This window comes from Nocardia sp. NPDC004151 (assembly GCF_042874235.1).
Lineage (GTDB): Bacteria > Actinomycetota > Actinomycetes > Mycobacteriales > Mycobacteriaceae > Nocardia.
In genome coordinates, this window is record NZ_JBIAMR010000003.1 from 110,414 (window position 1) to 136,240 (window position 25,827).

Here is a 25,827-nt window from a genome sequence, read left to right on the forward strand (position 1 = left end):
CGGCTCGGTGGTGGTAACCGGCGGAACCGTCGTGGTGGTGGTCGGGGGAACCGTCGTGGTGGGCGGTTCGGTGGTGGTGGTCGGCGGGACCGTGGTCGTGGTGGTCGGCGGCTCGGTGGTGGTAACCGGCGGAACCGTCGTGGTGGTGGTCGGGGGAACCGTCGTGGTGGGCGGTTCGGTGGTGGTGGTCGGCGGGACCGTGGTGGTGGTCGTCGGCGGCACGGTGGTCGTCGTGGTCGGCGGCACGGTGGTGGGGCTGCTGACGTTCACGACCAGTGTCTTGGTCGAACCGCCCTGTTTGAGGCTGATGGTGTGCTTGCCCGGGGTGGTCGGGGTCCAGTCGGTGCTGGAGTGATACGCCGGCCACGGCACCTTGGAGGGCGGATTCGTGATCGGGTTGCCGTTGTCTTCCCAGTAGCAGAGCAGGCCGAACTCCCAGCCGCTCAGATTGGCGGAGAGGGTGTAGGTCTGGCCGACGGTCCAGTTCGAGCCCGAGATGGTGATCGAGTCGACGGTCGCGTGGGCTTCGGGGGCCTCGTGCGTGACCAGGACCGAGACGGCGCCGGTCGCGATGGCCAGAGCGGCCAGTCCGGCGCCGATGTGACGGCCGCCCAAGGGGATTGTGCTCACTATGCGTACTCCTGTGCTGCGACCCCCGAGGTAGGTAGGGGTCGAGGCACAGTAAGCGAGCAGCTATGTGAAATGCGGTGTTTTCAGAAAGTTACTGGCAAGTATTCCGCTACTTCTTCGCGGCGCGTGCCTTCTTCGGCGGGTTCGCGCTGGTCACCGGCTTGGCCGCAGCGGCCGCCGCCTTCTCCTCCGCGATGGCCGTCGCCGGGTGCACCGCGACGATGCCCAGGCCCTGCCGCCGACGGCAGTGCGCGGCCAGCTCGTCGTACGCGGGCTTGCCGATCAACTCGATCAGCTCCGGCGCGTAAGCCTCCCATACCGGCCGGGTGCCGACGTGCGCATCCGGGGAACCGGTGCAGTACCAGTTCAGGTCCAGGCCGCCCGGACCCCAGCCGCGCCGGTCGTACTCGCCGATCGCGGTGCGCAGGATCTCCACGCCGTCGGGCCGCTCCACCCACTCCTGGGTCCGGCGGATCGGCAGCTGCCAGCACACTTCCGGCTTCACGGTGAGCGGTTCCAGGCCCTTGCGCAGCGCCATGGTGTGCAGCGCGCAGCCGATGCCCTCACTGAAACCGGGCCGATTGAGGAAGATGCACGCGCCGTCGACACGCCGGGTGCGGAGCGCGGGTTCGTCGTCGAGGTCGTCCGCTTCGAGGTACAGCTTCTTGCGGACCCGGCCCTGGTCGTCGGTCGCCTCGCCCATGAGCTGCCAATCCTCGGGTGTGAGCATTTTCACAGCCTTGTGCAGCTTCTTGCCGTCCTCCTCGTCGGAGAGGAACGCGCCGTGCGAGCAGCAGCCGTCGTTCTCGCGGCCGTCGATGATGCCCTGACATGCCGGTGTGCCGAAAACGCAGGTCCAGCGCGAGAGCAGCCAGGTCAGATCCGCCGCGATCAAATGCTCGTCATTTGCTGGATCGACGAATTCGATCCACTCGCGCGGGAAGTCGAGTTCTACTTCGGGCGTCGGGTCGATCTTCGCCGCTGGTCGCAGCCCGGTCGGTCCGCTCGCCGATGCCCCTGTCGTCACAATGCGGAACGCTAACAGCTCAGTCGCCTGGCCAGAAGTCCTGACGCACCCAGTACCGTGTTCATGTGCGGCTCGGTGTACTCGATGTGGGAAGCAATACCGTCCACCTGCTCGTGGTGGACGCGCATCGTGGTGGACACCCGATGCCGATGAGTTCGACGAAGTCGGCCCTGCGACTGTCGGAGAGCATGGACGACCAGGGGCGGATCACCCCCGCGGGGGCCGCCAAGCTGACCGCCACCGTAACCGAATTCGCAAGTATCGCAAAGACTTCCGGCTGTGTGGAGCTGATGGCCTTCGCCACCTCCGCGGTCCGCGAGGCCACCAACTCCGATGAGGTGCTGGCCCGGGTCCGCGCCGAGACCGGCGTCAATCTGCAGGTGCTCTCCGGTGTCGATGAGGCTCGACACACCTTCCTCGCGGTGCGCCGCTGGTACGGCTGGAGCCCCGGGCGGATCCTCAACCTGGATATCGGCGGCGGCTCGCTCGAGATGAGCAACGGCGCGGACGAGGACCCGGACATGGCCCTGTCGCTGCAACTGGGCGCGGGTCGCCTCACCCGGGACTGGCTGCGCCACGACCCACCCGGCAAGCGCCGGGTCGCGGTACTGCGGGACTGGCTCGACGCCGAGCTGGTGCTGCCCAGCAAGCAACTGCTCGAGGTGGGCCGCCCGGATCTGGCGGTCGGCACCTCCAAGACCTTCCGCTCGCTGGCCCGGTTGACCGGCGCGGCCCCCTCTGTTGCGGGACCGCGAGTGCGGCGTACCCTGACCAGTTCGGGCCTGCGGCAGCTGATTGCGTTCATATCGAGAATGACAGCCGCCGACCGGGCAGAATTGGAAGGCGTAAGTTCTGATCGGTCACAACAACTCGTGGCCGGTGCGCTGGTCGCGGAGGCGAGTATGCGGGCACTGTCCCTGGACACGCTCGACATCTGTCCCTGGGCGCTGCGAGAGGGATTGATCTTGCGCAAATTGGATACCGACCTTGATAGCGAACCGATAGCCGGCGGCCCCGACAGCGGCCTGACGGGCCCGATCGAAACGGTGTCTCGATGACCGAGGATTCAAGTCAGCTGTCTGTCGCCGAGCTACTGGCGCGAAACGGGCAGCAAAGCGGCGGCTCGGCGAACGGTGGGGGTCGCAGACGCCGAAGCGGTCGGGGTATTTCCGTCGCCGAACTGACCGGTGACATTCCGATCGTGCCCGGATCCTCCTCCCACGCCGCGCCGGACGAGGAAGCCGCCGCCGAGCCCGAGCCCGCCGCCACGGAATCGGACTATTCCAACTATTCGAACTTCTCGAATTACTCTGATTCCTCGAACTATTCGGATTACTCCGACTTCTCCACTCCCGCGGCCCCGCCCCAACCGGACTATTCGTCCTATTCGGTCGCAGAGTCCGAACCCGCCTATTCGCCGCTCTCCGGGCCCATCTCGTATTACGACCCGCTGGCCCCCGCCCCGCAGCCGCCGTCCCTACCCGAGCCGTCCGGCCAGAGCTGGTCCGCCGGTCTGGACTGGCCCCCCACGGAGACCCCGGCCCCGGCCCCCGTCGAGCCCCGCTCCGGCGGTCGCCGCCGCAAGCCCGATCCGCTGGACTCCGACTTCGCGCTCGACGGCCTGGGCGGCGAACCGCCCGCCGCGCCCGCACCGCCCGCACCCCGCGAGGGCGGTCGCCGCCGCCGCTACGACCCCGAGGACGACACCACCGACGAGGTGCGTCCCTTCCGCGGCGACAACGGCTCCCGGATCGACAGCGGTGTCATGGGCGACAACGCCGCGACCCGCGACGCCGCCTCGGACGCCATGCGCGACATCGCCGCCCGCGCCGAGCGCGACTCGCGCACCCAGTTCAACCCCGCGGTGGCCCGCCCACCCTTCGAGGACCACACCCAGTTCGACCAGGCCGCCCCCGCGTGGTCGCCGACGCCGGAGCCCGAGCCGCTGCCGCGCGCTCCGCACCAGGACCGCCCCGCCTTCGAACCGCCGCAGGCCGCCGCCCCGCCGATGTCGCGCTCGGCCCGCAGGCACGCCGAGGCCCAGTCGCAGCGGCAGCAGACCCCCGAACCGCAGCCCGCCCCGCCGTTCGGGGACCGTCGCGGCGGTGTCGATCACGGAGCGGCCACCGGGCTGCCGGAGTGGTCGGCGCGAAGACGGCCGGGACCCGACGCCGAGCCGGACCGTGGCGACCAGGCGGCGGTGCCGACGGCCGCGTGGTCCTCGCTCGCCGACGACGATCAGCAGCTGCTGTCGGGCCAGTCGGTCGCCGGGGATCTGCTGCGCGACGCTCAGCAGCGCGAGGACGAGCGCGCCGAGCGGAATGCGCGGAACGCGGGCAAACGCCGCGGCTTCGGTTCCCGGGGCCGCGGGGCGGTCGCGCCGGAGCCCGAACCCGACGACCACCTCACCGACTTCTACGAGCCGCTCGACGAGGACGATTACGACGACTACGACGACGAGCCCGCGTCGTCGATGGGCGCGCGGTTCTCCGCGCTCACCCAGAAGGCGGGCGCCTTCACCCGCAAGGCCGGTCGCGGCGGGGCCGCCGGCCCCGCGCGGTCGCGGGCCGCGGGCGCGCGGTCGGCGGGCCGGTCCGACGAGGACGAGCACCGCCGGCAGTGGCTGGTGATCGCGGGTCAGAGCGTGGGCGCCGCGGTCGCGGGCATGTTGCTGTTCAAGGGCTTCGAACGCATGTGGGAAGTGCTGCCGTGGGTCGCCCTGGCCCTGGCCATGGTCGTGATCCTCGGCCTGGTCGCGTTGGTGCGCGTGCTGCGCCGCACCGATGACATTTTCAGCACTGTGATTGCCGTCGTCGTAGGCGTCTTCGTGACGCTCGGACCGCTAGCCTTTCTACTCAGTACGAACTGAGCAGGGAGCGGCAGTGGGGAATATCGTGCAAGCGCAGGGGGCGAGCACCGAGAGCCGGGCGGGGCGCGGGGAAGTCCGGGTCGGGCTGTCGACGGCGTCGGTGTATCCGGAGAACACCGAGGCGGCGTTCCGGTACGCGGCCGAACTCGGTTACGACGGGGTCGAACTCATGGTCTGGGCGGAACCGGCCAGCCAGTCCATTTCCACCGTGCAGCATTTCGCGCACAAATACGACGTGCCGGTGCTGGCCGTGCACGCCCCGTGTCTGCTGATCTCGCAACGGGTCTGGGGGTCGGACCCGATCGCGAAACTGACCCGCAGCGTGCACACCGCCGAGGCGCTGGGAGCGGCCACCGTGGTGGTGCACCCGCCCTTCCGCTGGCAGCGCCGCTACGCCGAGGGCTTCGCGAAACAGGTTGCGGAACTGGAGAATTCGTCGCCGGTGGCGGTCGCGGTGGAGAACATGTTCCCGATGCGCGCCGACACCCTGCTGCGCGGCAGTTCGATCGACCGGCTGCGCCGCCGTGGCGGGCCCGGGCCGTCGATCACCACGTTCAGCCCCTCCTACGACCCGACCGAGACCGGCTACCGTCACTACACCCTGGACACCTCGCACACCGCGACCGCGGGCGTGGATCCGCTGGCGCTGGCGCAGCGCATGGGCTCGGGCCTGACCCATCTGCATCTCGCCGACGGCCGCGGCGCCGCCACCGACGAGCATCTGATCCCGGGGGAGGGCACCCAGCCGGTGGCCGAGCTCTGTGACATGTTGACGCGCAACGGTTTCGATGGTCAGGCGGTCATCGAGGTGAACACCCAGATGGCTCGCACCACGATGGATCGCGCGGGCATGCTGGATCGGGCGCTGTCCTTCGCGCGCGAGCATCTGAACGGATTCTCGCCCGCCCCGACGCCGGAGCCGACGGCCGCGCATCGCGGCTGAATCGTCATTCGGCGCGGTTGCCGGGGTGATTCATCCCACGACCCGTCCGGAATTTTCACCGGGTCCATTTACGCTGTACAAAACCCAGTGGAAGGACAGCGGATGACAACGGAGCTGACCGTCGACCCGGCGTCGACGAGCGAATTGGCCGACGCGCCGTTCAGTCGCGTCTGCACGCTGACCGAGCTCGACGCGACCACTCCCGACACCGGCCGCTACGCGGGATCCATCGAGTCCACCTGGACCATCGGCGACAAACTGCACGGCGGCACCATGGTCGCGGGCAGCGCCGCCGCGGCCACCGAATGGCTGCGCCGCACGGCCCCCGAACAGGCCGCCATGTTCCCCATCTCGGCCAGCACCGACTTCCTCGGCGCGCCCGTCCCCGGCGCGGTCGAGTACGAGGTCCGGACCCGCAAGCTGGGCCGCCAGATCGCCCTCGTCGACGCGAGCCTGATCCAGGACGGTCGCACCCTGGTGCACACCGCCCTCACGTTCAGCCACCTTGACGACGGGGATCCGCAGTACGCCGCCGACCACGTCGGCGACATGCCCGCGGAACCGCCCGCCGACGCGCTCGTCTACGACGACCGCAACCCCATGGGCAAGATCGTGCACGTGGCCCGCGGCTCCTCGGTCGCCCTCGATCCGACCTGGGCCCGCTTCCTCGCGGGCGAGAAGTCCGAACCCCGCCTGCGCCTGTGGATCCGCCCCTTCGCGGGCGACGAGCAGGATCCGGACGTGTCCGCCTTCTTCGCCCTCATGTCCGCCGACATGAGTCCGCCGGTCCCGATGAACCTCGGCCACTTCGGCTGGGCCCCCACGGTCCAGCTCACCACCTACCTGCGCCGCCGCCCGGCCCCGGGCTGGCTGCGTGTCATCGCGCACTCCCGCGAGGTCGGCAACCGCATGTTCGACGAGGACCAACTCGTCATCGACTCCACGGGCGCGATCGTGGCCCAGAGCCGCCAGCTGGCGTTGATTCCCCAAGCGCGCTGACGCCAACGGCTCTCAGCCCCGCGCTGAAGGCTCGGGGAGGCGGGATAGCCTTGAAGGCTATGACGAGGATTGCGGTAATCGGTGGGGGTCGGATCGGGGAGGCGCTGATCGCGGGCCTGCTCGAGTCCGGGCGGGCGAACAAGGATCTGGTGGTGGTCGAGCCGGTGCGGGCGCGCGCCGAGGCGCTGGCGGACCGGTTCGGGATCCGTGCCACCGACGACATCGCCGATGCCGGCAAGACGGCCGATCTCATCGTGATCGCGGTGAAGCCCAACGATGTGGACGCGGTCCTGACCGAGCTGGGCAAGGCCGAGCTCGGCGCGGCGGACCACGATCAGGTGCTGGTGTCGCTGGCGGCCGGGGTGACGACCGCGCGCATGGAATCCAAGCTGCCCGCCGGCTTCCCGGTCGTGCGGGTCATGTCGAACACCCCGATGCTGGTCGGCCAGGGCATGAGCGCCATCGCCCCCGGCCGCTACGCCCGCAAGGAACAGCTGGGCCTGGTCACCGAGATGCTGGAGTCGGTCGGCAAGGCGGTGACCGTCTCCGAGGCGCAGATGGACGCCGTCACCGCGGTGTCCGGTTCGGGTCCGGCGTACTTCTTCCTGATCGTCGAGGCGATGATCGACGGCGCGGTGGGCCTGGGCCTGACCCGCGACGTGGCCACCCAGTTGGTCACGCAGACGATGCTCGGTTCGGCCGCGCTGCTGGAGGAGTCGGGTCAGTCTGCCGTGGAATTGCGCGCGGCCGTCACCTCGCCCGCGGGGACCACCGCGGCGGGCTTGCGGGAGTTGGAGCGGGGTGCGGTGCGATCGGCATTCCACGATGCGTTGCACGCCGCAAAACGCCGTTCCGCCGAACTCGGTGCGATCGCGGACTAACGTTGAGAGTGGGTGAGTGTGCTCCCCACTTTCCAATACTGCTCGGTTGCTAGTTTGCTGCCGTAGGCCGACTCGCCACAGCAAAGGCTGATTTCTCACACCCGTCGCAGCAATCCCACTGGTCCCGCTAAGCTTCAAGGAGCACGTGCGTGTCTGTTCCGCCGGTGGGGAAGCCGGCGGCGCGGACGTGCCGGAGGTCAGTGGCGCAATGATGTCTGGAAACAGCCAAGCGAGGTCCGGAAACAGCCCAATCACCGCGGGATCCGTCATCGGAGGGGGAACGCAGTTCCTCACCGTTGCCGAGGTCGCGAATCTGATGCGGGTTTCCAAAATGACGGTGTACCGGTTGGTGCATTCGGGAGAGCTGCCCGCGGTGCGGGTGGGGCGTTCCTTCCGGGTGCACGCCAAGGCCGTGCACGACTATCTGGAGACGTCCTACTTCGACGCGGGGTAGTACGGCCCGATAACCGATCGGCCCCACCCGTTTCGTTCGCCCGAGAGTGGCCCGGTAGCATGAACCGGCATCCTGTACGTGCCGGTGGTGCCGCCGGGTCCATCTCGGCCCGTATCGGGTAGGGACTGTGCAGGGTCAGACAGTGTGCACCCCGCGGAAGCGGGGATGACCCGAGAGAACGCGAGGAACAACCCTATGGGTTCTGTGATCAAGAAGCGCCGCAAGCGCATGTCGAAGAAGAAGCACCGCAAGCTGCTTCGCCGCACGCGCGTGCAGCGCAGAAAACTCGGCAAGTAAGCCGCTGCGTCGTAGCTGGAAGCCCGTCACCGTCGGTGGCGGGCTTTCGTTCGTCACGGGTGATCGAACTCATCGTTAGATCCTGGTTAATACCCTTCGAATGCCCCCTACTCGCCGGTTACCCTGGGAGCGGGAAAAACGCCCGATGACAATTCAACGCATGGGGGCCAGGTGGGATCCGGAGTGGCAGGGACTCGGGACGGGCAACCGCCCAAGGTGGTGATGGTGACCGGTGCGAGCCGGTTCTTCGGCGGCAATGTGGTGGCCCGGTTGGCGGCCGACCCGGCCGTCGAACGCATCATCGCCGTGGACGCCAAACAGCCCAGCCGTGAACTGCTGCGCCGTATGGGCCGCGCCGAATTCGTGCGCGCCGATATTCGTAATCCATTGATCCGCAAGGTTATCGACGGCAATCAGGTCGATACGGTGGTGCATCCCGCCGCGCTGTCGCGCCCGCCCTCGGGTGGCGGACGGGCCGCCATGAAGGACATGAACGTCCTGGGCGCCATGCAGCTGTTCGCGGTGTGCCGCAAGGCGTCCAGCGTGCGGCGGGTGGTGGTGCGTTCCTCCTCCGCAGTCTACGGGTGCAGCGCCAAGGACCCGGTGAAGTTCACCGAGGAGATGAGCGCCCGCACACCACCGCGCGGCTGGTTCGCGCGGGACATGATCGAGGTGGAGGGTTTCGTGCGCGGGCTGGCCCGGCGCCGGCCCGACATCTCGGCGGCCATCCTGCGGTTCCCGCCGATCGTGGGCCCGCAGCTGGCCAAGCGGGGCGTGCAGTACTTCCGCTCGCCGATCACGCCGACCATCCTGGGCCGAGATCCGCGCATGCAGCTGCTGCACGAGGAGGACGCCATCGCCGCCCTGGTGCACGGGGCCATGACGGCCCCCGGCGGCACCTACAATGTGGCTGGGGACGGCGCGATGGCGCTGTCGCAGGCGATCCGGCGGGCCGGTCGGGTCGAACTGCCTGTCCCGTACTCGGTGTTCCGCAGCGTCGGGCGCACCGTGATGGGCCCGGTGATGCGGGAGTTCACCGCCGAGCAGATCGACTATTTCCATTTCGGTTGTGGCCTCGACACCACCCGGATGCGGACCGAACTCGGCTTCGGTCCACGCTGGACCACGGTGCAGGCCTTCGACGACTTCATAGGGGGCGCAGCGTTGCGGCCCGTGATCGATCCCGCGTGGATCGACGCCGCAGAAAACAAGCTTCTCGGCCTGCTCGGGGCCGGGACGGGAGCACACCAATGAGTGATGTAGCGAAGGTGATTCGACTTCACGACGTGGATTTCGAGGCGCGGCACAATCGCCCGTCGCGGGTGTGGCCGGCGGGGGAACCGGCGCTCACCCCGGTGACCTCGCTGACCGATCGGCTGGCTGAAGTCGAAGCGCGTCAGCCCAAGTCGCTGGGGGAGATGATCCGGGGAACCGTGGCCGACGGGGTCCGCTACACGGCCGACTTCGCCCGCCGCCGCCTCACCGGCGACTACCAGGTCGACGAGTACGGCCTGGACGAGCACCTGCTGGAATCGGTGATCCTGCCGATGCTGCGGCCGCTGTCCGACCTGTGGTTCCGGGTCGAGGTGTCGGGTATCGAGAACATTCCCGAGGTGGGCGGCGCGCTGATCGTGGCCAACCACGCGGGCACGGTGCCGCTGGACGGGCTGATGCTGCAGCTGGCCGTGCACGACCGGCATCCCAAGCAGCGCGCGCTGCGCCTGCTGGCCGCCGACCTGATCTTCGAGACGCCGCTGCTGGGCGGGCTGGCCCGCAAGGCCGGGCACACCCTGGCCTGCCCCGCGGACGCCGAAAGGCTTTTGCGCGCGGGCGAAGTCGCGGGTGTTTTCCCCGAGGGCTACAAGGGCATCGGCAAGCCGTATTCGGACCGGTACAAGTTGCAGCGTTTCGGCCGTGGCGGTTTCGTGTCGGCGGCAGTGCGCACCGGGGTGCCGATCATTCCGTGCTCGATCGTGGGTTCGGAGGAGATCTATCCGAAGCTGGCCGATATCAAGCCTCTGGCGCGGCTGCTCGGTATTCCGTATTTCCCTGTGACGCCGCTGTTTCCGCATCTGGGTCCGCTCGGCGCGATTCCGTTCCCGTCGAAGTGGTACATCCAATTCGGCGAGCCGATTTCCACCGCCGGATACGAGCCCGCCGACGCCGATGATCCGATGACGATGTTCGAAATCACCGATCAGGTCCGCGAAACCATTCAGGGCTCGCTGTACAAGAATCTGATCAAGCGCCGGAATCCGTTCACCGGCTAGATAATTGGTACGGACCAGCGACCGGCCCGCCCCGAATGGGAGCGGGCCGGTCGCTTTTCGTGCTAGCTGGCCTTGGCTTCGCGTTTCCGGGACAGTACGGCCGCGGCCGCGCCGCCCGCCGCGCCGAGCGCGAGGGCCGTGGGCACACCGACCTTCGCGGCTTTGCGCCCGGTGCGGAAGTCGCGCACTTCCCAGCCGCGATTCTTGGCGACCTCGCGCAGATCCGCGTCCGGGTTGATGGCCACCGCGGTGCCGACCAGCGAGAGCATCGGCACATCGTTGTGGCTGTCGGAGTACGCCGTGCAGCGCTTCAGGTTCAGGCCCTCACGAATGGCGAGGGTGCGCACCGCGTGCGCCTTGCCGAGCCCGTGCAGGATGTCGCCGACCAGGCGGCCGGTGAAGACGCCGTCCTCGCTCTCGGCGACCGTGCCCAGCGCCCCGGTCAGGCCGAGCCGCTTGGCGATCACCTGCGCGAGTTCCACCGGCGTGGCGGTGACCAGCCAGACCTGCTGGCCCGCGTCCAGGTGCATCTGGGCCAGCGCCCGGGTGCCGGGCCAGATCTTGTCGGCGATGATCTCGTCGTAGATCTCCTCGCCGAGCGCGGCGAGTTCGGCGGTCGGGCGGCCGGCGATGAAGGACAGCGCCTTCTCCTTGCCGGACGCCATGTCCGAGTGACTCTCCTTGCCGGTGACCCGGAACTTGACCTGCTTCCAGGCCATGTCGACCAGGTCGGAGGTCTTGAAGTACTTGCGCGAGGCCAGCCCGCGCGCGAAGTGCACGATCGACGCGCCCTGCACCATGGTGTTGTCGACGTCGAAGAAGGCCGCGGCGGTGAGGTCGCGGGCGATCGTGGGCGTCGGCGTGTCGCCGAGGTCGCGCAGCGCCAGCTCGGCGTCGTGGAGGGCGATCGCGGCGTCGGCGCTGGCCTCACCGGCCAGGTTGGCGCGGACCTCTTCCTCGGTGGGACCGAAGGGGCTGCGGGTGATGCGGGTGAACTGATCCTGCAGGTCAGCCAGTCCCTGACCCCAGCGCGCCGGGAATTCACCGAATCGTCCCGCGATGAAGCCCGTTCCCTGCTCTTTCGAACGTTCCGGCACCAGTACCTCCGCCTGTTAGCGCGAACAACTCAACAGTAACGCCCGGGAGTGGCCGCAACGTAGACGGTGAACGACATATCGGGAAGTTGTTAGATGGTGGCCATGAGCGATTCGCCACATGCTGTGACGCTGTTGACCCGGGACGGTTGCGGGCTGTGCCACACCGCACTCGAACAATTGCGCCCGATCTGCGCCGAGTTCGGCGTCGAGGTGACCACGGTCGACGTGGACGTGGCCGCCGCCACCGATCCGGGCCTGCGCGCCGAATACGGGGACCGGCTGCCGGTGGTGCTGCTGGACGGCCGGGAGCACAGCTATTTCGACGTGGACGAGCCGCGGCTGCGCGCCGACCTCGCGAAATAACGGACCTACCTCGCGAAACCTGGCGTGAGAGGGGATTTTCCGGGCTTTCTGCCCGGGTCCCCCTCCCTCCGTGCCCTCCGGTGTGTTGCGTAGCGGGTTCGCGCTGATGAGGGTTGAATGAACCCGGGGCCGGAGCCCGCCGCAAAGTGACTGAATTCACCGACTTTGTGCAGGGCTTCACAAGCGGTTACGGTGGTGGCACGCGACCCGCCTTCTCGGGCAGCGGAAGCGACCCCCTGAACCTGACTCGACCTCGCCTGTAAGGACCGCGACGGTCTCCCGGCGTCGGGTCGACAAAAGAACCCGGACACTCACCCCCGGCCGGACGAGGAGCGCAAGCGACGTGACAGAGCAGCAAGAGACGCCGCCGACTGGCGTCTCCAAGGCTCTGCAGAAGGACATCCCGCAGGCCACGGTGGCCCGGCTGGCCACTTATCTCCGGGTGCTCGCCGTACTCGCCGACGACGCTGTAGCCATCGTATCGAGTGAGGAACTGGCTGTCGCGGCGGGTGTCGGTTCGGCCAAGTTGCGCAAGGATCTCTCCTTCCTCGGACCCAACGGCGTGCGCGGTGTCGGCTACGACGTGATCAAGCTGCGCGACCGCATCGAGGATGTGCTCGGTCTGTCCGAGGGACACCGGGTGGTGCTGGTCGGAGCCGGTCACCTGGGCCGCGCGCTGGTCGGCTACGGCGGTTTCCGCCGCCGCGGTTTCGCCATGGTCGGGCTGTTCGACAACGATCCCGAGGTCATCGGGACCACCGTCGGCGGACTCGTCGTCCGCGACGTGGCCGAGCTGACCGACGCCGTGGCCACGCTGGAACCCACCATCGCCGTGCTCACCGTGCCCGACGCCGCCGCGCAGGGCGTGTGCGATCTGCTGGTCGAGGCCGGTCTGCAGTGCGTGCTGAGCTTCTCGGCCCTGGCTCTCGAGGCCCCGGCCACCGTCGAGGTGCGACGGGTGGATCTCGCGGTGGAGATGCAGCTGTTGTCGTTCGAGCGGGCCCGCAACGCGGAATCGGCCGCCGAGGACGCGATGAGCGCGGCCGCGGCCGTGGTCGGCTCCGCCGACGCGAACGTGGTGTCCACCCCGATCCGCCGGGTGACGACGATCCAGACCGCGGACACAACCAGCAAGGGAGCGGTGGTCCAGCCATGAGCGTGCTTCTCGTCGGCATCTCGCATCGCAGCGCACCGGTGGCGGTGCTGGAGAAGATCGCCATCACCGAGACCGACCGGCCCAAGCTGACCGACAAGATGCTGTCCTCCACGCACGTGTCCGAGGCGATGATCGTCTCCACCTGCAACCGCATCGAGGTCTACGCGGTTGTCGACGCCTTCCACCCCGCGCTCGGCGAGATCGGCGAACTGCTCACCAAGCATTCCGGGCTGCCGCTGCCCGAACTCACCAAGCACGCCTACGTGCGCTACGCGGAGGCCGCGGCCGAGCACCTGTTCGCGGTGTCCTCGGGCCTGGATTCCATGGTGGTCGGCGAGCAGCAGATCCTCAGCCAGATCCGGGCCGCCTACGCCGCGGCCGACGCCCAGCAGGCCGCCGGGCGCACCCTGCACGAGCTGGCCCAGCACGCGCTGCGGGTCGGCAAGCGGGTGCACTCCGAGACCGGGATCGACCGCGCGGGCGCGTCGGTGGTGTCGGTGGCGCTGGATCGCGCGGCCGCCGTGCAGGGCCCGCTGGCCGGGCGCACCGCGCTGGTGCTGGGCGCCGGCGCGATGGGCGGGCTCGCGGTGGCGCAACTGGCGCGCGGCGGGGCCGCGAAGGTCATCGTGGTGAACCGGACCCTGGAGAAGGCACAGCGGCTGGCCAACACGGCCACCACCATGCACGGCGTCGAGGCCGAGGCCATCGAGATGGACCGGCTGGCCGAGGCCATGGCCGCCGCCGACGTGGTGATCACCTGTACCGGCGCGGTGGGCACCGTGGTCACCCTCGCGGATGTGCACCGGGCGCTGTCGGCCAAGCCGGGCGCCGAGGAACTGGTCATCTGCGACCTGGGCCTGCCCCGGGACGTGGACCACGCGGTCGCCGGGCTGCCCGGGGTCACCGTCATCGACATCGAGACGCTGCAGCGCGACCCGTCGGCCGGCGCGGCCGCCGACGACACCGCCGCCGCGCGCACCATCGTCGCCGACGAACTCTCCAAATACCTTGCCGGACAGCGCATGGCCGAGGTCACCCCGACCGTGGCCGCGCTGCGCCAGATGGCCGCCGACGTGGTCGAGGCCGAGCTACTGCGTCTGGACTCCCGACTACCGGGACTCGAATCCACCGAACGCGACGAGGTCGCCCGTACCGTGCGACGGGTGGTCGACAAACTGCTGCACGCGCCGACGGTGCGGGTCAAGCAGCTGGCCTCCACACCCGGCGGGGACAGCTACGCCGAGGCGTTGCGCGAGCTGTTCGAACTCAAACCCGGTGCGGCGCAAGCGGTTGCCGCGCCGATGGAGATCTCCGCCCTGCAGGGCGAACTGGCCGATGATTTCACCGCCGCCCACCCGGGGGACGAACAGGGGCACACCGCATGACCGGAGCAATGGTGCACGAGAACGACATAACCGCTCGCGGAACGGTCGACGCCCCGTGGCGCATCGGCACCCGCGGCAGTCTGCTGGCCCTCACCCAGGCCGGGCACGTGCGTGACGCCCTGATCGCCAACGGCCAGCAGGCCGAGCTGGTGATCGTGAAGACCGCCGGCGACCAGAACGCCACCGATCCCGTGCAGAAGATCGGCGTGGGCGTGTTCACCGCCGCGCTGCGCGAGGAATTGGCCGCGGGCACGGTCGATATCGCCGTCCACTCGTACAAGGATCTGCCGACCGCGCAGGATCCGCGCTTCGACATCGCCGCCATCCCGCCCCGGCAGGATCCGCGCGACGCGCTGGTGGCGCGCGACGGCCTGGTGCTGGGCGAGCTGCCCGCGGGCGCCAAGGTCGGCACCTCCGCGCCGCGGCGCGCCGCGCAGCTGAAGGCGCTGGGCCTGGGCATCGAGATCGTGCCGCTGCGCGGCAATCTCGACACCCGGATCGGCAAGGTCTCCTCCGGTGAACTGGATGCCGTGGTGGTGGCGCGGGCCGGGCTGGCCCGCATCGACCGCCTGGACGTCGTCACCGAATCGCTCGAACCGGTGCAGATGCTGCCCGCCCCGTCGCAGGGTGCGCTGGCCGTCGAATGCCGCACCGAGGACACCGAACTCGTGACCATCCTGTCCGCCCTCGACGATCCCGGCACCCGTGCCGCGATCACCGCGGAACGGGCGTTGCTGGCCGACTTGGAGGCCGGTTGTACCGCGCCGATCGGTGCGCTGGCGGAGGTCGTCGAATCGCTCGACGACGACGGCCGGGTGGTGGAGGAGTTGTCGCTGCGCGCCTGCGCGGCGGCGATCGACGGCTCGGATGTGATCCGGGCTTCAGTGGTCGGACCGGTCGCGGATGCCGCGGACCTGGGGCGGGCACTGGCGCGCGAGCTCTTGGAGCTGGGGGCGCGCGAACTGCTCAGCGTCACAGAGGAATCCGCTGAGCTCACCGACGACAGCAATCCCAGCCCAATGGAGAACAGCCGATGAGCCGAGTGACGAAGAAGAATCCCGGTCGGATCCTTTTCGTGGGGTCAGGGCCCGGTGACCCGGCGCTGTTGACCGTGCGGGCCCGCGAGGTGCTCGGCCGGGCGACGCTGGCCTTCACCGATCCCGACGTCGACAAGGGCGTGCTCGCCCTGATCGGCATCGCGGTCGAGGAGAGCGCCGACGGGACCCGCCCGGTGGACGTGCGCCCCGCCCTGGGCGACGCCGCCGAAGTGGCCAAGACCCTGATCGCGGAGGCCCGTGGCGGCTCCGACGTGGTGCGCCTGGTCTCCGGCGACCCGATGACCACCGACTCGGTCATCCAGGAGATCAACGCCGTCACCCGCTCGCATCTGAGCTTCGAGGTGCTGCCGGGCCTCTCGGCCGGCACCACCGTGCCCGCCTACGCGGGTATCGAACTCGGCTCCAGCCACACCGTGGTGGATGTCCGCGGCGAGGTGGACTGGGCGGCCGTCGCGGCCGCGCCCGGCCCGCTGGTGCTGCACGCCACCTCCGGCCACCTGGCCGAGACCGCCTCGGCGCTGGTGGAGCACGGCCTGGCGCCGCAGACCCCCGTGGCGGTGACGGTACGCGGCACCACCCGCCAGCAGCGCACCATCGACGCCACCCTGGCGACCCTGAACAACGCCGCCTCCGAACTGGTCGGCCCGCTGGTGGTCACGGTCGGCAAGGAAGTGGACAAGCGCGCCAAGACCTCCTGGTGGGAGTCCCGCGCTCTGTACGGCTGGACCGTGCTGGTGCCGCGCACCAAGGAGCAGGCCGGCGAGATGAGCGAGAAGCTCGTCAACCACGGCGCCATCCCCATGGAGGTCCCGACCATCGCGGTCGAGCCGCCGCGCAGCCCCGCCCAGATGGAGCGCGCGGTCAAGGGCCTGGTCGACGGCCGCTACCAGTGGGTCGTCTTCACCTCCACCAACGCGGTGCGCGCGGTGTGGGAGAAGTTCGGCGAATTCGGTCTGGACGCCCGCGCGTTCAGCGGCGTGAAGATCGCCTGCGTCGGCGAGGCCACCGCGGAGAAGGTGCGCTCCTTCGGCATCAACCCCGAGCTGGTGCCGTCCGGTGAGCAGTCCTCCGAGGGCCTGCTGGCAGACTTCCCGCCCTACGACGACGTTTTCGACCCGGTCAACCGGGTGCTGCTGCCGCGCGCGGACATCGCCACCGAGACCCTCGCCGAGGGCCTGCGCGACCGCGGCTGGGAGATCGACGACGTCACCGCCTACCGCACCGTGCGCGCGTCCCCGCCGCCCGCGGAGACCCGCGAGATGATCAAGACCGGCGGTTTCGACGCCGTGCTGTTCACCTCGTCCTCCACGGTCCGCAACCTGGTCGGCATCGCCGGCAAGCCGCACGCCCGCACCATCGTGGCCTGCATCGGACCCAAGACCGCCGAGACGGCCATCGAGTTCGGTCTGCGCGTGGACGTGCAGCCCGAGGTGGCCCAGGTCGGCCCGCTCGTCGAGGCGCTCGCCGAGCACGCCGCCCACCTGCGCGCCGAGGGCCTGCTGCCCCCGCCGCGCAAGAAGAGCCGCCGCAGCCGCTAGCTTCGGCACGAAATACGGCCACCCCGGCCCCGCGTCACGATGACGCGGGGCCGGTGTCGTTCTCACGCCCGGCACGGTCGGGACCTGTGACGGCGCGGAGTGGTTCGGCTCGGCCCGGAGACCGATTCCGGCGCGGCGCGGCGATTGCGTGTCATCGATCGGCCCGGTTGCGGACAACGGGTCCGGACCGCGGCAGGACCTCCGGCCAGGGCGAGCATGTCGGCCTCGCCGATTCGCTGGGTGGATGCCCAAGGAAATGTCGTCGTTTCATCCGGAAGCGAAATGCATACGCTGCATTCGGTATTCGATCTTCGAGAGGTGAACATTCATGAAGCGTGTTGCAGTCGGCCTGATCGCGATGTGTGGACTCGCGCTGGGCGCGGGCCTGTCCCCGGCGGCGGCTCTCGCCGAGGCCCCGAGCGCGGCGGCGGCGCCGGTCGCCGATGCGCCGGGGGTCAGCTCGTCCGGCATCCCCGCCGTGACCGTCCTGCAGACTCTGTTGAAGTGCCTGACCAGCGGTTCGAGCAATCCCGGCACGCCGGGATCGACCCAGACCGGCTGCCTGAACTCCTAGCGGCCGCACGTGCGTAGGAGGCGCGCCGACGTCCGGTCGTGGGGACGTCGGCGCGCCTCCGTCGCGTTCAGCGGAGCCGCGCGGCGGTCAGCGCTGGGCCGCCATCAGGCGGCGGACCATGCGGCAGGTCGCGTCCGAGGGCTGGTGCACGCCGATGACTTCGGCTGTCTCCCTGATCTTTTCGTTGGTGGCCTGGTCGGGCCCGAAGGACCCGGAATCCAGGAGCGCGATGGCCAGCCGCATGGCCTTCAATCGCCGGTTGTGTGAGACGTACCACGTGCGCGGCCGCCCCGCCGGCAGCGGCTGCTTGGCCAGCGGCCGCCACGCGTGATCGATGACCTCCCCCTTCTTCGGAACCCCGGCGTCCCGGTTCACCTTGCCGGACATGCTGGTAACGGCTGCGAGCACGGCCAATCCTCCCGTCGCGATCCGGGATCGCGCCTTCGAACGCGGCGCGATCCCTTCGAACACATCTTCGATTCTACTCGGACCCACCGACAAAAGTGGCTGCTCACAACGACTTTGGAAGTCGGCCGGGCCCGGCGTCGGAGGCGCGCGCACCCCGGTCACGAGCCGGGCATATCATGCGAGCATGACCGGAATGGACCGCCCTCGGCGGTTGCGCCGCACTCCCGCGATGCGTCGGCTCGTCGCCGAGACCAGCCTGGAGCCGCGGCACCTGATTCTGCCCATGTTCGTCGCCGACGGTATCGGCGAACCGCGTGAGATCTCCTCCATGCCAGGCGTTTTCCAGCATTCGATGGACTCGCTGCGCAAGGCGGCCGCCGAAGCCGTGGCCGCGGGCGTGGGCGGCCTCATGCTCTTCGGCGTGCCGAAGCCCGAGGACAAGGACGCCCAGGGGAGCGGTGCCAGCGACCCGGACGGGATCCTGAACCGCGGCCTGTCCGCGCTGGTGTCGGAGGTCGGAGACTCGACGGTCGTCATGGCCGACACCTGCCTCGACGAATTCACCGACCACGGCCACTGCGGCGTGCTCGACGAGCGCGGCGCGGTCGACAACGACGCCACCCTCACCCGCTACGTCGAGATGGCGCTGGCGCAGGCCGCGACCGGCGCCGACCTGCTCGGCACCAGCGGCATGATGGACGGCCAGGTGGCCGCGATCCGCGCGGGGCTGGACGCCGCCGGGTACACCGACACCGGCATCCTCGCCTACGCGGCCAAGTACGCCTCCGCGTTCTACGGCCCGTTCCGGGAGGCCGTCGGCTCCTCGCTGCAGGGTGATCGGCGCACCTACCAGCAGGATCCGGCCAACCGCCGGGAGGCGATCCGCGAGCTGGAACTGGATCTGCTCGAGGGCGCGGACATCGTCATGGTGAAGCCCGCCATGTCGTATCTGGACATCCTGCGCGAGGTCTCGGACCGGTCCACGGTGCCGGTGGCGGCCTATCAGATCTCCGGCGAGTACGCGATGATCACCGCGGCCGCCGAGCGCGGCTGGATCGACCGCAAGGGCGCGATCCTGGAATCGCTGCTCGGGATCCGGCGGGCGGGCGCGGACATGGTGCTCACCTACTGGGCCACCGAGGCCGCGCACTGGCTGGCCTGAACCGGAACGAGTAGCTCTGATCGTGAATCCCATGGTCCCGCCGAACAATCCGGCGCGTCCGGCGCCCGAGGACGTCGGCACCGCCTGTCAGCTCTGGTACGCCGCGCTCGGGGTCGGGCTGGTGCAGTTGATCGCCTCGCTGATCGCGCAGTTCGGGCAGCGGAACGAATTGGCGCAGCAGATGTTCGACCAGGTGAAGGAGCAGCAACCGGCGGTCACCCTGGCGCAGGTGGAGGTCTGGGCCGCCGTCGTGTTCGTGCTGGTCGCGGTGTTCTGGCTGGTGCTGTCCGGAGCCGGGGTGGCGGTGGTGTGGCAGCTGGGGCGCGGAAAGAACTGGGCCCGAGCGGTTCTCACCGGTTTCGGCATCTTCCTGGTGCTCGGCGCGGCGGGCACGCTGTTCGGCGTCGGCGTCAAGGAGAGCGGCGTGGCCGCGCTGGTCGCCGGCGGCGCGGGCATCGTTCAGGCGGTGCTCGCGGGCGGGGCCGTATTCCTCTGCTACCGAAGCGAATCCGAGGCCTACTTCCGGCCCGGACCGCGCTAGGTTACCGCCGAGTTTGTTACGGGGATGACAACGCGTTATGGTGAGGGCTGTCACAACCATTTCGGGAACCGGAAGTCGGCCGTCGCGCGTTGATTCATGCGCCTCGAGCCCCCCGGGAAGGCGGAGCAACGATGCGAGTGGTGATCCAGCAGCCGCACAGCCTGCGGCGCGATATCGCGGTGCTGAGCCTGTTGTTCCTCTTCGGCCTGCTGACCCTCGCCGTACTCCTGATTCCGGGCCTGGCCCACTGATTCGTTCCGCGATCTTTACGCTCGACCTATGAGTGAGGCCATCAACGCCCCCGGGGCCGTGCTGTTCTCCGAACCCGGCGCGCGCTGGCGGACCATCGCCTACGGACCCGCGCTGTGCGCGATCATCCTGGTCATCGAGCTGTTCCGCGGCGGCGACATCCACTGGTTCGGGCTCGTCTTCTGCGGCGTGCTGCTGGCCGGGTTCGTCTGGTTGCAGGTGATCGCGGGCAAGCGGCACATCAGTGTCGAGCTGACCCCGGAGCAGCTGCGCGAGGGCACCGAGGTGGTGCCGTTGCGCGACATCGCCGAGGTGCTGCCCGAAGACGACGAGGAGTCCTGGGATTATGAGGACTGGCAGTCCGCGCGGGCGCTGGGCGAGCTGACCGGAGTACCGCGGCGGCGCAAGGGAATCGGCCTGAAGCTGACCGACGGTCGCCTGGTGCAGGCGTGGGCGCGTGACCATGTCACGCTGCGCGCGGCGCTGACCGAGGCCCTGGGCCACCCGCGCGGGACCGACGACGAGCCTCGGGAGGCGCTGTGATGCGATGGCTGACGATAGCGGCCGAGATCGTGCTGGTTCCGGTGCTGGCCGTCGCGGCGGTGTGGTGCTGGCGGCATGGGGTGCAGACCACGGTGTTCAAGGCGCAGGGTGAGGCGCCGTCGTTCGGTGCGACCCGCTATGTCGGGCCGTGGCTGGCGGGGTCCGCGGCGCTGGTGATCATGGCCGGGCTGTCGCTGATCGACGGGGCCACGCGGGTGGTTCGGCTCACCCGCTGACGTTTGTCCGATTCGACGGTCCGCGCTCGGCGAGCCTGGTCCGACACACCGTATTGACGGGTGCGAAGTCGGGGTTCAGCCTTGGTCGCCCTCGGACCCGCGCGGAGAATCATCCGCATGAAGCGCACAGAACTCGTGAAACGCATCGCCCCCGCGGTGCTGGCCGCGGGGCTCGTCGGCGCTGTGGTCGCGGCTCCGGTCGCCGCGGCCCCGGTCGATACCGTCCCGGATTACCGGTCACCGATGGTGGCGATGTCCTGGCAAGACCTACTACCGCCCCCGCTGAACTGCCTGCTGTCCACCGGATGGGCGGCGTTCTGCCTGGGGATTCCGCTCCCGTAGCGGGGGGTGCGGCGGCGCGACCGCAGACCGCGCCGCCGTCTCCGCATCAGTTCCAGCTCTGGTAAACATCCAGCACGCGACCGCCCTTGGTGCCGGGCAGGTTCAGGAACAGGGTCACCGTGCCGTCCGGATGATCGGCGGCCTCCATCATCACCTGGCGCAGGGAGGCGTGCACGCCGCCCTTGTCGTCCTTGTAGATGGTGGTGTCGGGCTCCAGGCCCGCGCCCATCCGGCTCATTGGCACGAACAGGCTGACCACCGCGGGTAAGGGCCCATCGGCAATGGCGGCCGTCTCCTGATGTGACAGCGCCACCCCCACCCGCCCCTGGTCGATCTGCACCAGCGGCACCCCTGCCTGCGCCACCCCGGGCGCGGCGGCCAGCCCGGCCGCCACCGCGATGATTCCTACCCCGAACCGAACGACCCGCATACGTCCCGCCCTCTCTCCGAAGCCGTTTCCTATGTCGAGACCTTACGCATCGGCTATCTAGTAGCGAATTACGTTGTCCGAATCTCATTTCGGCGTGTTGCTCGGATCCGCGTCATCGAGGACCCGCTCGCCGGCTCCCGTGATCTCAGCCGTCGGCCTTCGGGATGCGCGCTTCGATCCGGGGTGTGAAGATGACAGGTTGGCTGTGGGAAGGGCCACTCGACTACACCCTGTCGTCGACGGGGGCGAGGGCGGCTGAGAGACTGGGTGCCGTGAGTTCTTCTCCGCGTGTGAGCCAGGCGTCGGTCCCGGTTTCAGCCCACCTTTTCGAACGCGCCGCGGCGGTCATTCCCGGCGGCGTGAATTCGCCGGTGCGGGCGTTCAATTCCGTGGGCGGCACGCCGCGGTTCATCGCCTCCGCGCGCGGGTGCACGCTGACCGACGCCGACGGCAACGACTACGTGGACCTGGTGTGCTCGTGGGGCCCGATGATCCTCGGGCACGCGCACCCGGCCGTCGTCGAGGCCGTGCAGCGGGCCGCCACCGGCGGTCTGTCCTTCGGCGCGCCGACCGAGGCCGAAATCGAACTCGCCGAGGCCATCGCGGCCCGGGTCGCTCCGGTCGACCGGGTGCGCCTGGTGAACTCCGGTACCGAGGCCACCATGAGCGCGGTCCGGCTGGCCCGGGGCTTCACCGGCCGCACCAAGATCGTGAAGTTCAGCGGCTGCTACCACGGGCACGTGGACGCGCTGCTGGCCGACGCCGGCTCCGGCGTCGCCACCCTGGGCCTGCCCACCTCGCCCGGCGTCACCGGCGCCCAGGCCGCCGACACCCTGGTGCTGCCCTACAACGACCTCGAGGCCGTGGCCGCCGCCTTCGCCGCCCACCCGGGCGAGATCGCGTGTGTCATCACCGAGGCCGCCGCGGGCAATATGGGCGCGGTCGCGCCGGTCCCCGGTTTCAACGAGGGCCTGCGCCGGCTGACCACCGAACACGGCGCGCTGCTGATCATGGACGAGGTCATGACCGGTTTCCGGGTCAGCCACTCCGGCTGGTTCGGCATCGACGGCGTGGCCGGCGACCTGTACACCTTCGGCAAGGTGATGAGCGGCGGCCTGCCCGCCGCCGCGTTCGGCGGGCGCGCCGACATCATGAATCACCTGGCCCCGCTGGGCCCCGTCTACCAGGCGGGCACCCTGTCTGGGAACCCGGTCGCGGTGGCCGCGGGCCTGGCCACGCTGCGCGCCGCCGACGAGTCGGTGTACGCCACCCTGAACAAGAACTCCGAGCGCCTGGGCGGGCTGCTCACCGAGGCGCTGACCGCCGAAGGCGTCGCGCACCGGGTGCAATTCGCGGGCAATATGGTGAGCGTGTTCTTCGCCGAGAACCCGGTCACCGACTACGCCGCCGCCAAGGCCGCCGAGACCTGGCGTTTCCCAGCCTTCTTCCACGCGCTGCTGGATGCCGGTGTGTACGCGCCCCCGAGCGCCTTCGAAGCCTGGTTCGTCTCGGCCGCTCTCGACGAGGACGCGTTCGACCGCATCGCCGCCGCCCTCCCCGCCGCCGCGCGCGCCGCGGCGGCCGCCACTCCCGAAGGATCCGCCGCGTGAGCTCCGTCCACCCCGACTCGGGCGTACCCGCCCCCGCCCAGCACGAGGCTCCTCTCTCCGCCGAAGAGGCCACCCGCCTCCTGGATTCCATCCGCCAAGCCGAGGACGAACTCGCCGAGACCGGTGAGAACATCGCTGTCGCCCCGGCGGGCGACGTGACCGTCGCCCCGGTGACCGAGGCCGAACCCGAGCCCGCCGCAACGGAATCCGACGATTCCGTCGTGGTCGACGACCCCGAGCCGGTCTTCGAGGCCGCCGTCGCCGCGGCCGAGCGATTCGCCGCCGCCCCCACCCGGACCGAGGAGACCGCCGAGCCGGTGGACTCCGCACCCGCCGAGGCCGTCGAGCCCGCGATCGCCGAGGCCGCGGAGCCCGCCCCCGCCCAGGCCGTGGAATCCGTCCCCGCCGAGGCCGTGGAATCCGCCCCCGCCGCGTTCTCGTCCGAGATCGTTGTCGAGGTCGATCCCCAGACCGACGAGTCCGTCGTCTCGGAAGCCGACGTCGCGGTCGCCGACACTGAGGCTCCGGCCCCGGTCACCGGCCCCAGCGGCTTGATCCTCCCCGGTGACGTGGCCGACGACGTCGAGACGATCGTCCACGTCATGCGCCACGGCGAGGTCCACAATCCGAACGGTGTCCTCTACGGCCGCCTGTCCGGTTTCCAGCTGTCGGTGACCGGCCGCGCGCAGGCCCAGGCCGTGGCGCGTTCGCTGTCCGATCACGACATCGCGCTGGTGGTGGCCTCGCCGCTGCAGCGCGCGCAGGAGACCGCGGATCCGATCGCCCAGGGCCACGGCCTGATCATCCGCACCGACGACAATCTGATCGAGGCGGGCAACACCTTCGAGGGCCTGCGGGTCTCGGCGAGCGACGGTGCGCTGCGCAAGCCCCGCCACTGGTGGAAGTTGCGCGACCCGTTCACCCCGTCCTGGGGGGAGCCGTATCTGCAGATCGCGCACCGCATGCTGGCCGCGGTGAACAAGGCGCGGGTGGAGGCCGCCGGTCGCGAGGCCGTGCTGGTGTCGCATCAGCTGCCGGTGTGGACGCTGCGCCGTTTCCTGCAGGGTCAGCGCCTCTGGCACGACCCGCGGAACCGGCAGTGCTCGCTGGCGTCGCTGACTTCCCTGGTCTACCAGGGCGATACGTTGATCGACATCGTCTACTCGGAGCCCGCCGGCGCCTCCGATCCCACGGTGACCGGGGCATGAGCGGGTCAGGCCCGGAGGCGTCGCTCCGCCTCTCCGCGCTTGCTCGCGTGACCACGCAGGGCCCCCGCTCATACCTGGAGGGCGCAGCATGAGCCGCGCCATCGCGTCCCGGCCCGCGTTCGTCCGTCACCCGCTGCGGCGGGTGGCGGGCCTGCTGGCGGGGCTGACCGTGGTGGCCCTGCTCGCCGGGTGCACGACGGCGGGCAAGGACGCGGTGGCCCAGGGCGGCACCTTCGATTTCGTCTCGCCGGGCGGCAAGACCGAGATCTTCTACGATCCGCCGTCCGCGCGCGGCACCATCGGCAAGCTGTCCGGCCCGGATCTGATGCACGACGGCAAGACCACGTCGGTGGACGATTTCCCCGGCAAGGTCGTGGTGCTCAACATCTGGGGCCAGTGGTGTGGCCCGTGCCGCGCGGAAGTCGGTGCGCTGGAACAGGTTTACGAGGCGACGAAGGACAATGGCGTCGCTTTCCTGGGCATCAACGTGCGCGACAACCAGAAGGACAAGGCCCAGGATTTCGTGACCGACAACAAGGTCGGTTACCCCTCCGTCTACGACCCGGCCATGCGCAGCCTGCTCGCGCTCGGCGGCAAGTTCCCGACCAGCGTCATCCCCACCACCATCGTGCTGGACAAGCAGCATCGGGTGGCGGCGGTGTTCCTGCGCAGCCTGCTGGCCGAGGACCTGCGGCCGGTGGTGGATCGACTGGCGGCCGAGCAGTGAATCACGTGACCTATCTGGCGAGCGTGGGGGATTCGTTCCAGCAGACCGCTGCCTCCGGACCGCTGCTGCTCGCGCTGGGCGCGTGCCTGCTGGCGGGCCTGGTGTCGTTCGCCTCGCCGTGCGTGGTGCCCTTGGTGCCCGGCTACCTGTCGTATCTGGCGGGCGTGGTCGGCGCGGAGGCCCCGCCGGTGACGGTGGAGTCGGCGCGGAGCGCGAAGACCGCGGTGGCGGGCCGCAATTCGGCGCGCCTGCGGGTGGCGGGCGCGGCGGCGCTGTTCGTGGCGGGCTTCACCGTCGTGTTCGTGCTGGCCGCCACCACCGTGTTCGGCACCATGCAGGCGCTGACTCTCAATCGTGAACTGCTGCAACGGGTCGGCGGCGTGGTGACCATCGTGATGGGTCTGGCCTTCATCGGCCTGATCCCGATGCTGCAGCGCGACACCCGTATGGAGCCGCGCCGTTTCACCGGCATCGTCGGGGCCCCGCTGCTGGGCGCGGTGTTCGCGCTCGGCTGGACCCCGTGCCTGGGCCCGACGCTGTCGGGTGTGATGGCGGTGTCGGCGGGCACCGAGGGCACCACCGCGGTGCGCGGCGTGGCGCTGATCGTGGCGTACTGCCTCGGCCTGGGGCTGCCGTTCATCATCCTGGCCTTCGGTTCGGCGACCGCGCTGCGGGCCGTCGGCTGGCTGCGCCGTAATTCCCGCACCATCCAGGTGACCGGCGGGCTGCTCTTGGTGGCCGTCGGCATCGCCCTGGTGACCGGATCGTGGGACGTGTTCGTCTCCTGGGTCCGCGATGCCTTCGTCTCGAATGTGACCCTGCCGATCTGA

At 69.7% G+C, this 25,827-nt stretch carries 28 protein-coding genes and 1 pseudogene; 24 read left to right on the top strand and 5 right to left on the bottom strand.

The features are described 5' to 3' along the window. Together ACFYTS_RS08000 and ACFYTS_RS08005 are read right to left on the bottom strand one after the other, a co-directional pair. Nucleotides 1-630, bottom strand: a pseudogene (locus tag ACFYTS_RS08000) (hypothetical protein); the annotation flags it as partial. Nucleotides 631-739: 109 nt separating this feature from the next. Beyond that, complete coding sequence (locus ACFYTS_RS08005; protein WP_387302223.1) at nt 740-1,657, bottom strand: hypothetical protein; 918 nt, start codon at nt 1,655-1,657, stop codon at nt 740-742. A gap of 65 nt (nt 1,658-1,722) precedes the next feature. Between ACFYTS_RS08005 and ACFYTS_RS08010 the strand changes: the two genes are divergently transcribed. The 9 genes from ACFYTS_RS08010 (at nt 1,723) to ACFYTS_RS08050 (ending at nt 10,370) form a co-directional block, all read left to right on the top strand. Next, nucleotides 1,723-2,715, top strand: coding sequence for a Ppx/GppA phosphatase family protein (locus tag ACFYTS_RS08010; RefSeq protein WP_357281876.1), 993 nt, complete (start codon nt 1,723-1,725; stop codon nt 2,713-2,715). A 143-nt stretch (nt 2,716-2,858) separates the two neighbouring features. Continuing rightward, the gene (locus ACFYTS_RS08015) at nt 2,859-4,526 is read left to right on the top strand and encodes a hypothetical protein (protein ID WP_387302225.1); all 1,668 of its coding nucleotides are present in this window, start codon (nt 2,859-2,861) and stop codon (nt 4,524-4,526) included. 22 nt (nt 4,527-4,548) lie between these two features. Next, nucleotides 4,549-5,469 (top strand): sugar phosphate isomerase/epimerase family protein, encoded by a 921-nt coding sequence (locus ACFYTS_RS08020; protein ID WP_387302848.1) that lies wholly within the window; start codon nt 4,549-4,551, stop codon nt 5,467-5,469. A gap of 102 nt (nt 5,470-5,571) precedes the next feature. Continuing rightward, the gene (locus ACFYTS_RS08025) at nt 5,572-6,468 is read left to right on the top strand and encodes a thioesterase family protein (RefSeq protein WP_387302226.1); all 897 of its coding nucleotides are present in this window, start codon (nt 5,572-5,574) and stop codon (nt 6,466-6,468) included. 59 nt (nt 6,469-6,527) lie between these two features. Next, nucleotides 6,528-7,349 carry a pyrroline-5-carboxylate reductase gene (proC, locus tag ACFYTS_RS08030; RefSeq protein WP_387302228.1) on the top strand — a complete coding sequence of 274 codons (822 nt, stop codon included), beginning with the start codon at nt 6,528-6,530 and terminating at the stop codon, nt 7,347-7,349. Nucleotides 7,350-7,557: 208 nt separating this feature from the next. Further along, a complete protein-coding gene (locus ACFYTS_RS08035; protein ID WP_154790969.1) occupies nt 7,558-7,803 on the top strand; it encodes a helix-turn-helix domain-containing protein in 246 nt (81 codons plus the stop codon). A gap of 195 nt (nt 7,804-7,998) precedes the next feature. Then, nucleotides 7,999-8,100 (top strand): 30S ribosomal protein bS22, encoded by a 102-nt coding sequence (locus tag ACFYTS_RS08040; protein WP_003402602.1) that lies wholly within the window; start codon nt 7,999-8,001, stop codon nt 8,098-8,100. Nucleotides 8,101-8,322: 222 nt separating this feature from the next. After that, a complete protein-coding gene (locus ACFYTS_RS08045) occupies nt 8,323-9,354 on the top strand; it encodes an NAD-dependent epimerase/dehydratase family protein (protein WP_357282042.1) in 1,032 nt (343 codons plus the stop codon). Beyond that, nucleotides 9,351-10,370, top strand: a complete 1,020-nt coding sequence (locus ACFYTS_RS08050; RefSeq protein WP_357281869.1) for a lysophospholipid acyltransferase family protein — start codon at nt 9,351-9,353, stop codon at nt 10,368-10,370. The genes ACFYTS_RS08045 and ACFYTS_RS08050 overlap by 4 nt, the downstream gene beginning before the upstream one ends. A 62-nt stretch (nt 10,371-10,432) precedes the next feature. Here the strand turns inward: ACFYTS_RS08050 and ACFYTS_RS08055 are convergent, their stop codons facing one another. After that, a complete protein-coding gene (locus tag ACFYTS_RS08055) occupies nt 10,433-11,467 on the bottom strand; it encodes an HAD family hydrolase (protein WP_379092174.1) in 1,035 nt (344 codons plus the stop codon). 102 nt (nt 11,468-11,569) lie between these two features. Here ACFYTS_RS08055 and ACFYTS_RS08060 point away from each other — a divergent pair, with 102 nt between their 5' ends. The 6 genes from ACFYTS_RS08060 (at nt 11,570) to ACFYTS_RS08085 (ending at nt 17,541) form a co-directional block, all read left to right on the top strand. After that, the gene (locus tag ACFYTS_RS08060; RefSeq protein ID WP_357090964.1) at nt 11,570-11,830 is read left to right on the top strand and encodes a glutaredoxin family protein; all 261 of its coding nucleotides are present in this window, start codon (nt 11,570-11,572) and stop codon (nt 11,828-11,830) included. 343 nt (nt 11,831-12,173) lie between these two features. After that, complete coding sequence (locus tag ACFYTS_RS08065; protein ID WP_357281868.1) at nt 12,174-12,986, top strand: redox-sensing transcriptional repressor Rex; 813 nt, start codon at nt 12,174-12,176, stop codon at nt 12,984-12,986. Then, nucleotides 12,983-14,371, top strand: coding sequence for a glutamyl-tRNA reductase (locus tag ACFYTS_RS08070; protein WP_357281866.1), 1,389 nt, complete (start codon nt 12,983-12,985; stop codon nt 14,369-14,371). The genes ACFYTS_RS08065 and ACFYTS_RS08070 overlap by 4 nt, the downstream gene beginning before the upstream one ends. Nucleotides 14,372-14,379: 8 nt before the next feature. Further along, nucleotides 14,380-15,408, top strand: coding sequence for a hydroxymethylbilane synthase (hemC, locus tag ACFYTS_RS08075; RefSeq protein WP_357282041.1), 1,029 nt, complete (start codon nt 14,380-14,382; stop codon nt 15,406-15,408). Beyond that, entirely contained in the window at nt 15,405-16,967 is a 1,563-nt protein-coding gene (locus tag ACFYTS_RS08080) for a bifunctional uroporphyrinogen-III C-methyltransferase/uroporphyrinogen-III synthase (protein ID WP_357090970.1), read from the top strand. The genes hemC and ACFYTS_RS08080 overlap by 4 nt, the downstream gene beginning before the upstream one ends. A 328-nt stretch (nt 16,968-17,295) precedes the next feature. Then, nucleotides 17,296-17,541 carry a hypothetical protein gene (locus ACFYTS_RS08085; protein ID WP_387302232.1) on the top strand — a complete coding sequence of 82 codons (246 nt, stop codon included), beginning with the start codon at nt 17,296-17,298 and terminating at the stop codon, nt 17,539-17,541. Between the two features lie 87 nt (nt 17,542-17,628). Here ACFYTS_RS08085 and ACFYTS_RS08090 read toward each other — a convergent pair whose 3' ends face one another. After that, on the bottom strand, nt 17,629-17,949 hold the full coding sequence (locus ACFYTS_RS08090) for a hypothetical protein (protein ID WP_357281863.1): 321 nt from the start codon (nt 17,947-17,949) through the stop codon (nt 17,629-17,631). Nucleotides 17,950-18,133: 184 nt separating this feature from the next. On the opposite strand from ACFYTS_RS08090, the gene hemB reads away from it, so the two are divergent. The 5 genes from hemB (at nt 18,134) to ACFYTS_RS08115 (ending at nt 21,022) form a co-directional block, all read left to right on the top strand. Further along, on the top strand, nt 18,134-19,111 hold the full coding sequence (gene hemB, locus ACFYTS_RS08095; protein ID WP_357281862.1) for a porphobilinogen synthase: 978 nt from the start codon (nt 18,134-18,136) through the stop codon (nt 19,109-19,111). Between the two features lie 31 nt (nt 19,112-19,142). Beyond that, complete coding sequence (locus ACFYTS_RS08100) at nt 19,143-19,652, top strand: hypothetical protein (protein ID WP_357282039.1); 510 nt, start codon at nt 19,143-19,145, stop codon at nt 19,650-19,652. A 279-nt stretch (nt 19,653-19,931) separates the two neighbouring features. Continuing rightward, complete coding sequence (locus ACFYTS_RS08105; protein WP_357281860.1) at nt 19,932-20,444, top strand: hypothetical protein; 513 nt, start codon at nt 19,932-19,934, stop codon at nt 20,442-20,444. Beyond that, nucleotides 20,444-20,680 (top strand): hypothetical protein, encoded by a 237-nt coding sequence (locus ACFYTS_RS08110; RefSeq protein ID WP_357281859.1) that lies wholly within the window; start codon nt 20,444-20,446, stop codon nt 20,678-20,680. The genes ACFYTS_RS08105 and ACFYTS_RS08110 overlap by 1 nt, the downstream gene beginning before the upstream one ends. A gap of 117 nt (nt 20,681-20,797) precedes the next feature. Continuing rightward, nucleotides 20,798-21,022 (top strand): hypothetical protein, encoded by a 225-nt coding sequence (locus tag ACFYTS_RS08115; RefSeq protein ID WP_387302235.1) that lies wholly within the window; start codon nt 20,798-20,800, stop codon nt 21,020-21,022. A 46-nt stretch (nt 21,023-21,068) separates the two neighbouring features. Here ACFYTS_RS08115 and ACFYTS_RS08120 read toward each other — a convergent pair whose 3' ends face one another. Then, a complete protein-coding gene (locus ACFYTS_RS08120; protein ID WP_357281855.1) occupies nt 21,069-21,452 on the bottom strand; it encodes a hypothetical protein in 384 nt (127 codons plus the stop codon). 272 nt (nt 21,453-21,724) lie between these two features. On the opposite strand from ACFYTS_RS08120, the gene hemL reads away from it, so the two are divergent. From hemL to ACFYTS_RS08140, 4 genes are all read left to right on the top strand, one after another. Next, entirely contained in the window at nt 21,725-23,062 is a 1,338-nt protein-coding gene (gene hemL, locus ACFYTS_RS08125) for a glutamate-1-semialdehyde 2,1-aminomutase (protein ID WP_387302237.1), read from the top strand. A 602-nt stretch (nt 23,063-23,664) separates the two neighbouring features. Then, nucleotides 23,665-24,270, top strand: a complete 606-nt coding sequence (locus ACFYTS_RS08130; protein ID WP_357282038.1) for a histidine phosphatase family protein — start codon at nt 23,665-23,667, stop codon at nt 24,268-24,270. Nucleotides 24,271-24,358: 88 nt separating this feature from the next. After that, a complete protein-coding gene (locus tag ACFYTS_RS08135) occupies nt 24,359-24,997 on the top strand; it encodes a TlpA family protein disulfide reductase (protein WP_379092209.1) in 639 nt (212 codons plus the stop codon). A 5-nt stretch (nt 24,998-25,002) separates the two neighbouring features. Next, nucleotides 25,003-25,827, top strand: a complete 825-nt coding sequence (locus tag ACFYTS_RS08140) for a cytochrome c biogenesis CcdA family protein (protein ID WP_357281851.1) — start codon at nt 25,003-25,005, stop codon at nt 25,825-25,827.

Excerpts from the sequence above, each read along its gene's own strand:
- hemB (WP_357281862.1), top strand. The coding sequence starts at position 18,134 with ATGACCGGAATGGACCGCCCTCGGCGGTTGCGCCGCACTCCCGCGATG.
- ACFYTS_RS08040 (WP_003402602.1), top strand. The coding sequence starts at position 7,999 with ATGGGTTCTGTGATCAAGAAGCGCCGCAAGCGCATGTCGAAGAAGAAG.
- ACFYTS_RS08115 (WP_387302235.1), top strand. The coding sequence starts at position 20,798 with ATGAAGCGCACAGAACTCGTGAAACGCATCGCCCCCGCGGTGCTGGCC.
- ACFYTS_RS08105 (WP_357281860.1), top strand. The coding sequence starts at position 19,932 with ATGAGTGAGGCCATCAACGCCCCCGGGGCCGTGCTGTTCTCCGAACCC.
- ACFYTS_RS08120 (WP_357281855.1), bottom strand. The coding sequence starts at position 21,452 with ATGCGGGTCGTTCGGTTCGGGGTAGGAATCATCGCGGTGGCGGCCGGG.
- ACFYTS_RS08060 (WP_357090964.1), top strand. The coding sequence starts at position 11,570 with ATGAGCGATTCGCCACATGCTGTGACGCTGTTGACCCGGGACGGTTGC.
- ACFYTS_RS08035 (WP_154790969.1), top strand. The coding sequence starts at position 7,558 with ATGATGTCTGGAAACAGCCAAGCGAGGTCCGGAAACAGCCCAATCACC.
- ACFYTS_RS08045 (WP_357282042.1), top strand. The coding sequence starts at position 8,323 with ATGGTGACCGGTGCGAGCCGGTTCTTCGGCGGCAATGTGGTGGCCCGG.
- proC (WP_387302228.1), top strand. The coding sequence starts at position 6,528 with ATGACGAGGATTGCGGTAATCGGTGGGGGTCGGATCGGGGAGGCGCTG.
- ACFYTS_RS08025 (WP_387302226.1), top strand. The coding sequence starts at position 5,572 with ATGACAACGGAGCTGACCGTCGACCCGGCGTCGACGAGCGAATTGGCC.
- ACFYTS_RS08100 (WP_357282039.1), top strand. The coding sequence starts at position 19,143 with ATGGTCCCGCCGAACAATCCGGCGCGTCCGGCGCCCGAGGACGTCGGC.
- ACFYTS_RS08130 (WP_357282038.1), top strand. The coding sequence starts at position 23,665 with ATGCGCCACGGCGAGGTCCACAATCCGAACGGTGTCCTCTACGGCCGC.
- ACFYTS_RS08085 (WP_387302232.1), top strand. The coding sequence starts at position 17,296 with ATGAAGCGTGTTGCAGTCGGCCTGATCGCGATGTGTGGACTCGCGCTG.
- ACFYTS_RS08080 (WP_357090970.1), top strand. The coding sequence starts at position 15,405 with ATGAGCCGAGTGACGAAGAAGAATCCCGGTCGGATCCTTTTCGTGGGG.
- ACFYTS_RS08110 (WP_357281859.1), top strand. The coding sequence starts at position 20,444 with ATGCGATGGCTGACGATAGCGGCCGAGATCGTGCTGGTTCCGGTGCTG.
- hemC (WP_357282041.1), top strand. The coding sequence starts at position 14,380 with ATGGTGCACGAGAACGACATAACCGCTCGCGGAACGGTCGACGCCCCG.
- ACFYTS_RS08050 (WP_357281869.1), top strand. The coding sequence starts at position 9,351 with ATGAGTGATGTAGCGAAGGTGATTCGACTTCACGACGTGGATTTCGAG.
- ACFYTS_RS08070 (WP_357281866.1), top strand. The coding sequence starts at position 12,983 with ATGAGCGTGCTTCTCGTCGGCATCTCGCATCGCAGCGCACCGGTGGCG.
- ACFYTS_RS08135 (WP_379092209.1), top strand. The coding sequence starts at position 24,359 with ATGAGCCGCGCCATCGCGTCCCGGCCCGCGTTCGTCCGTCACCCGCTG.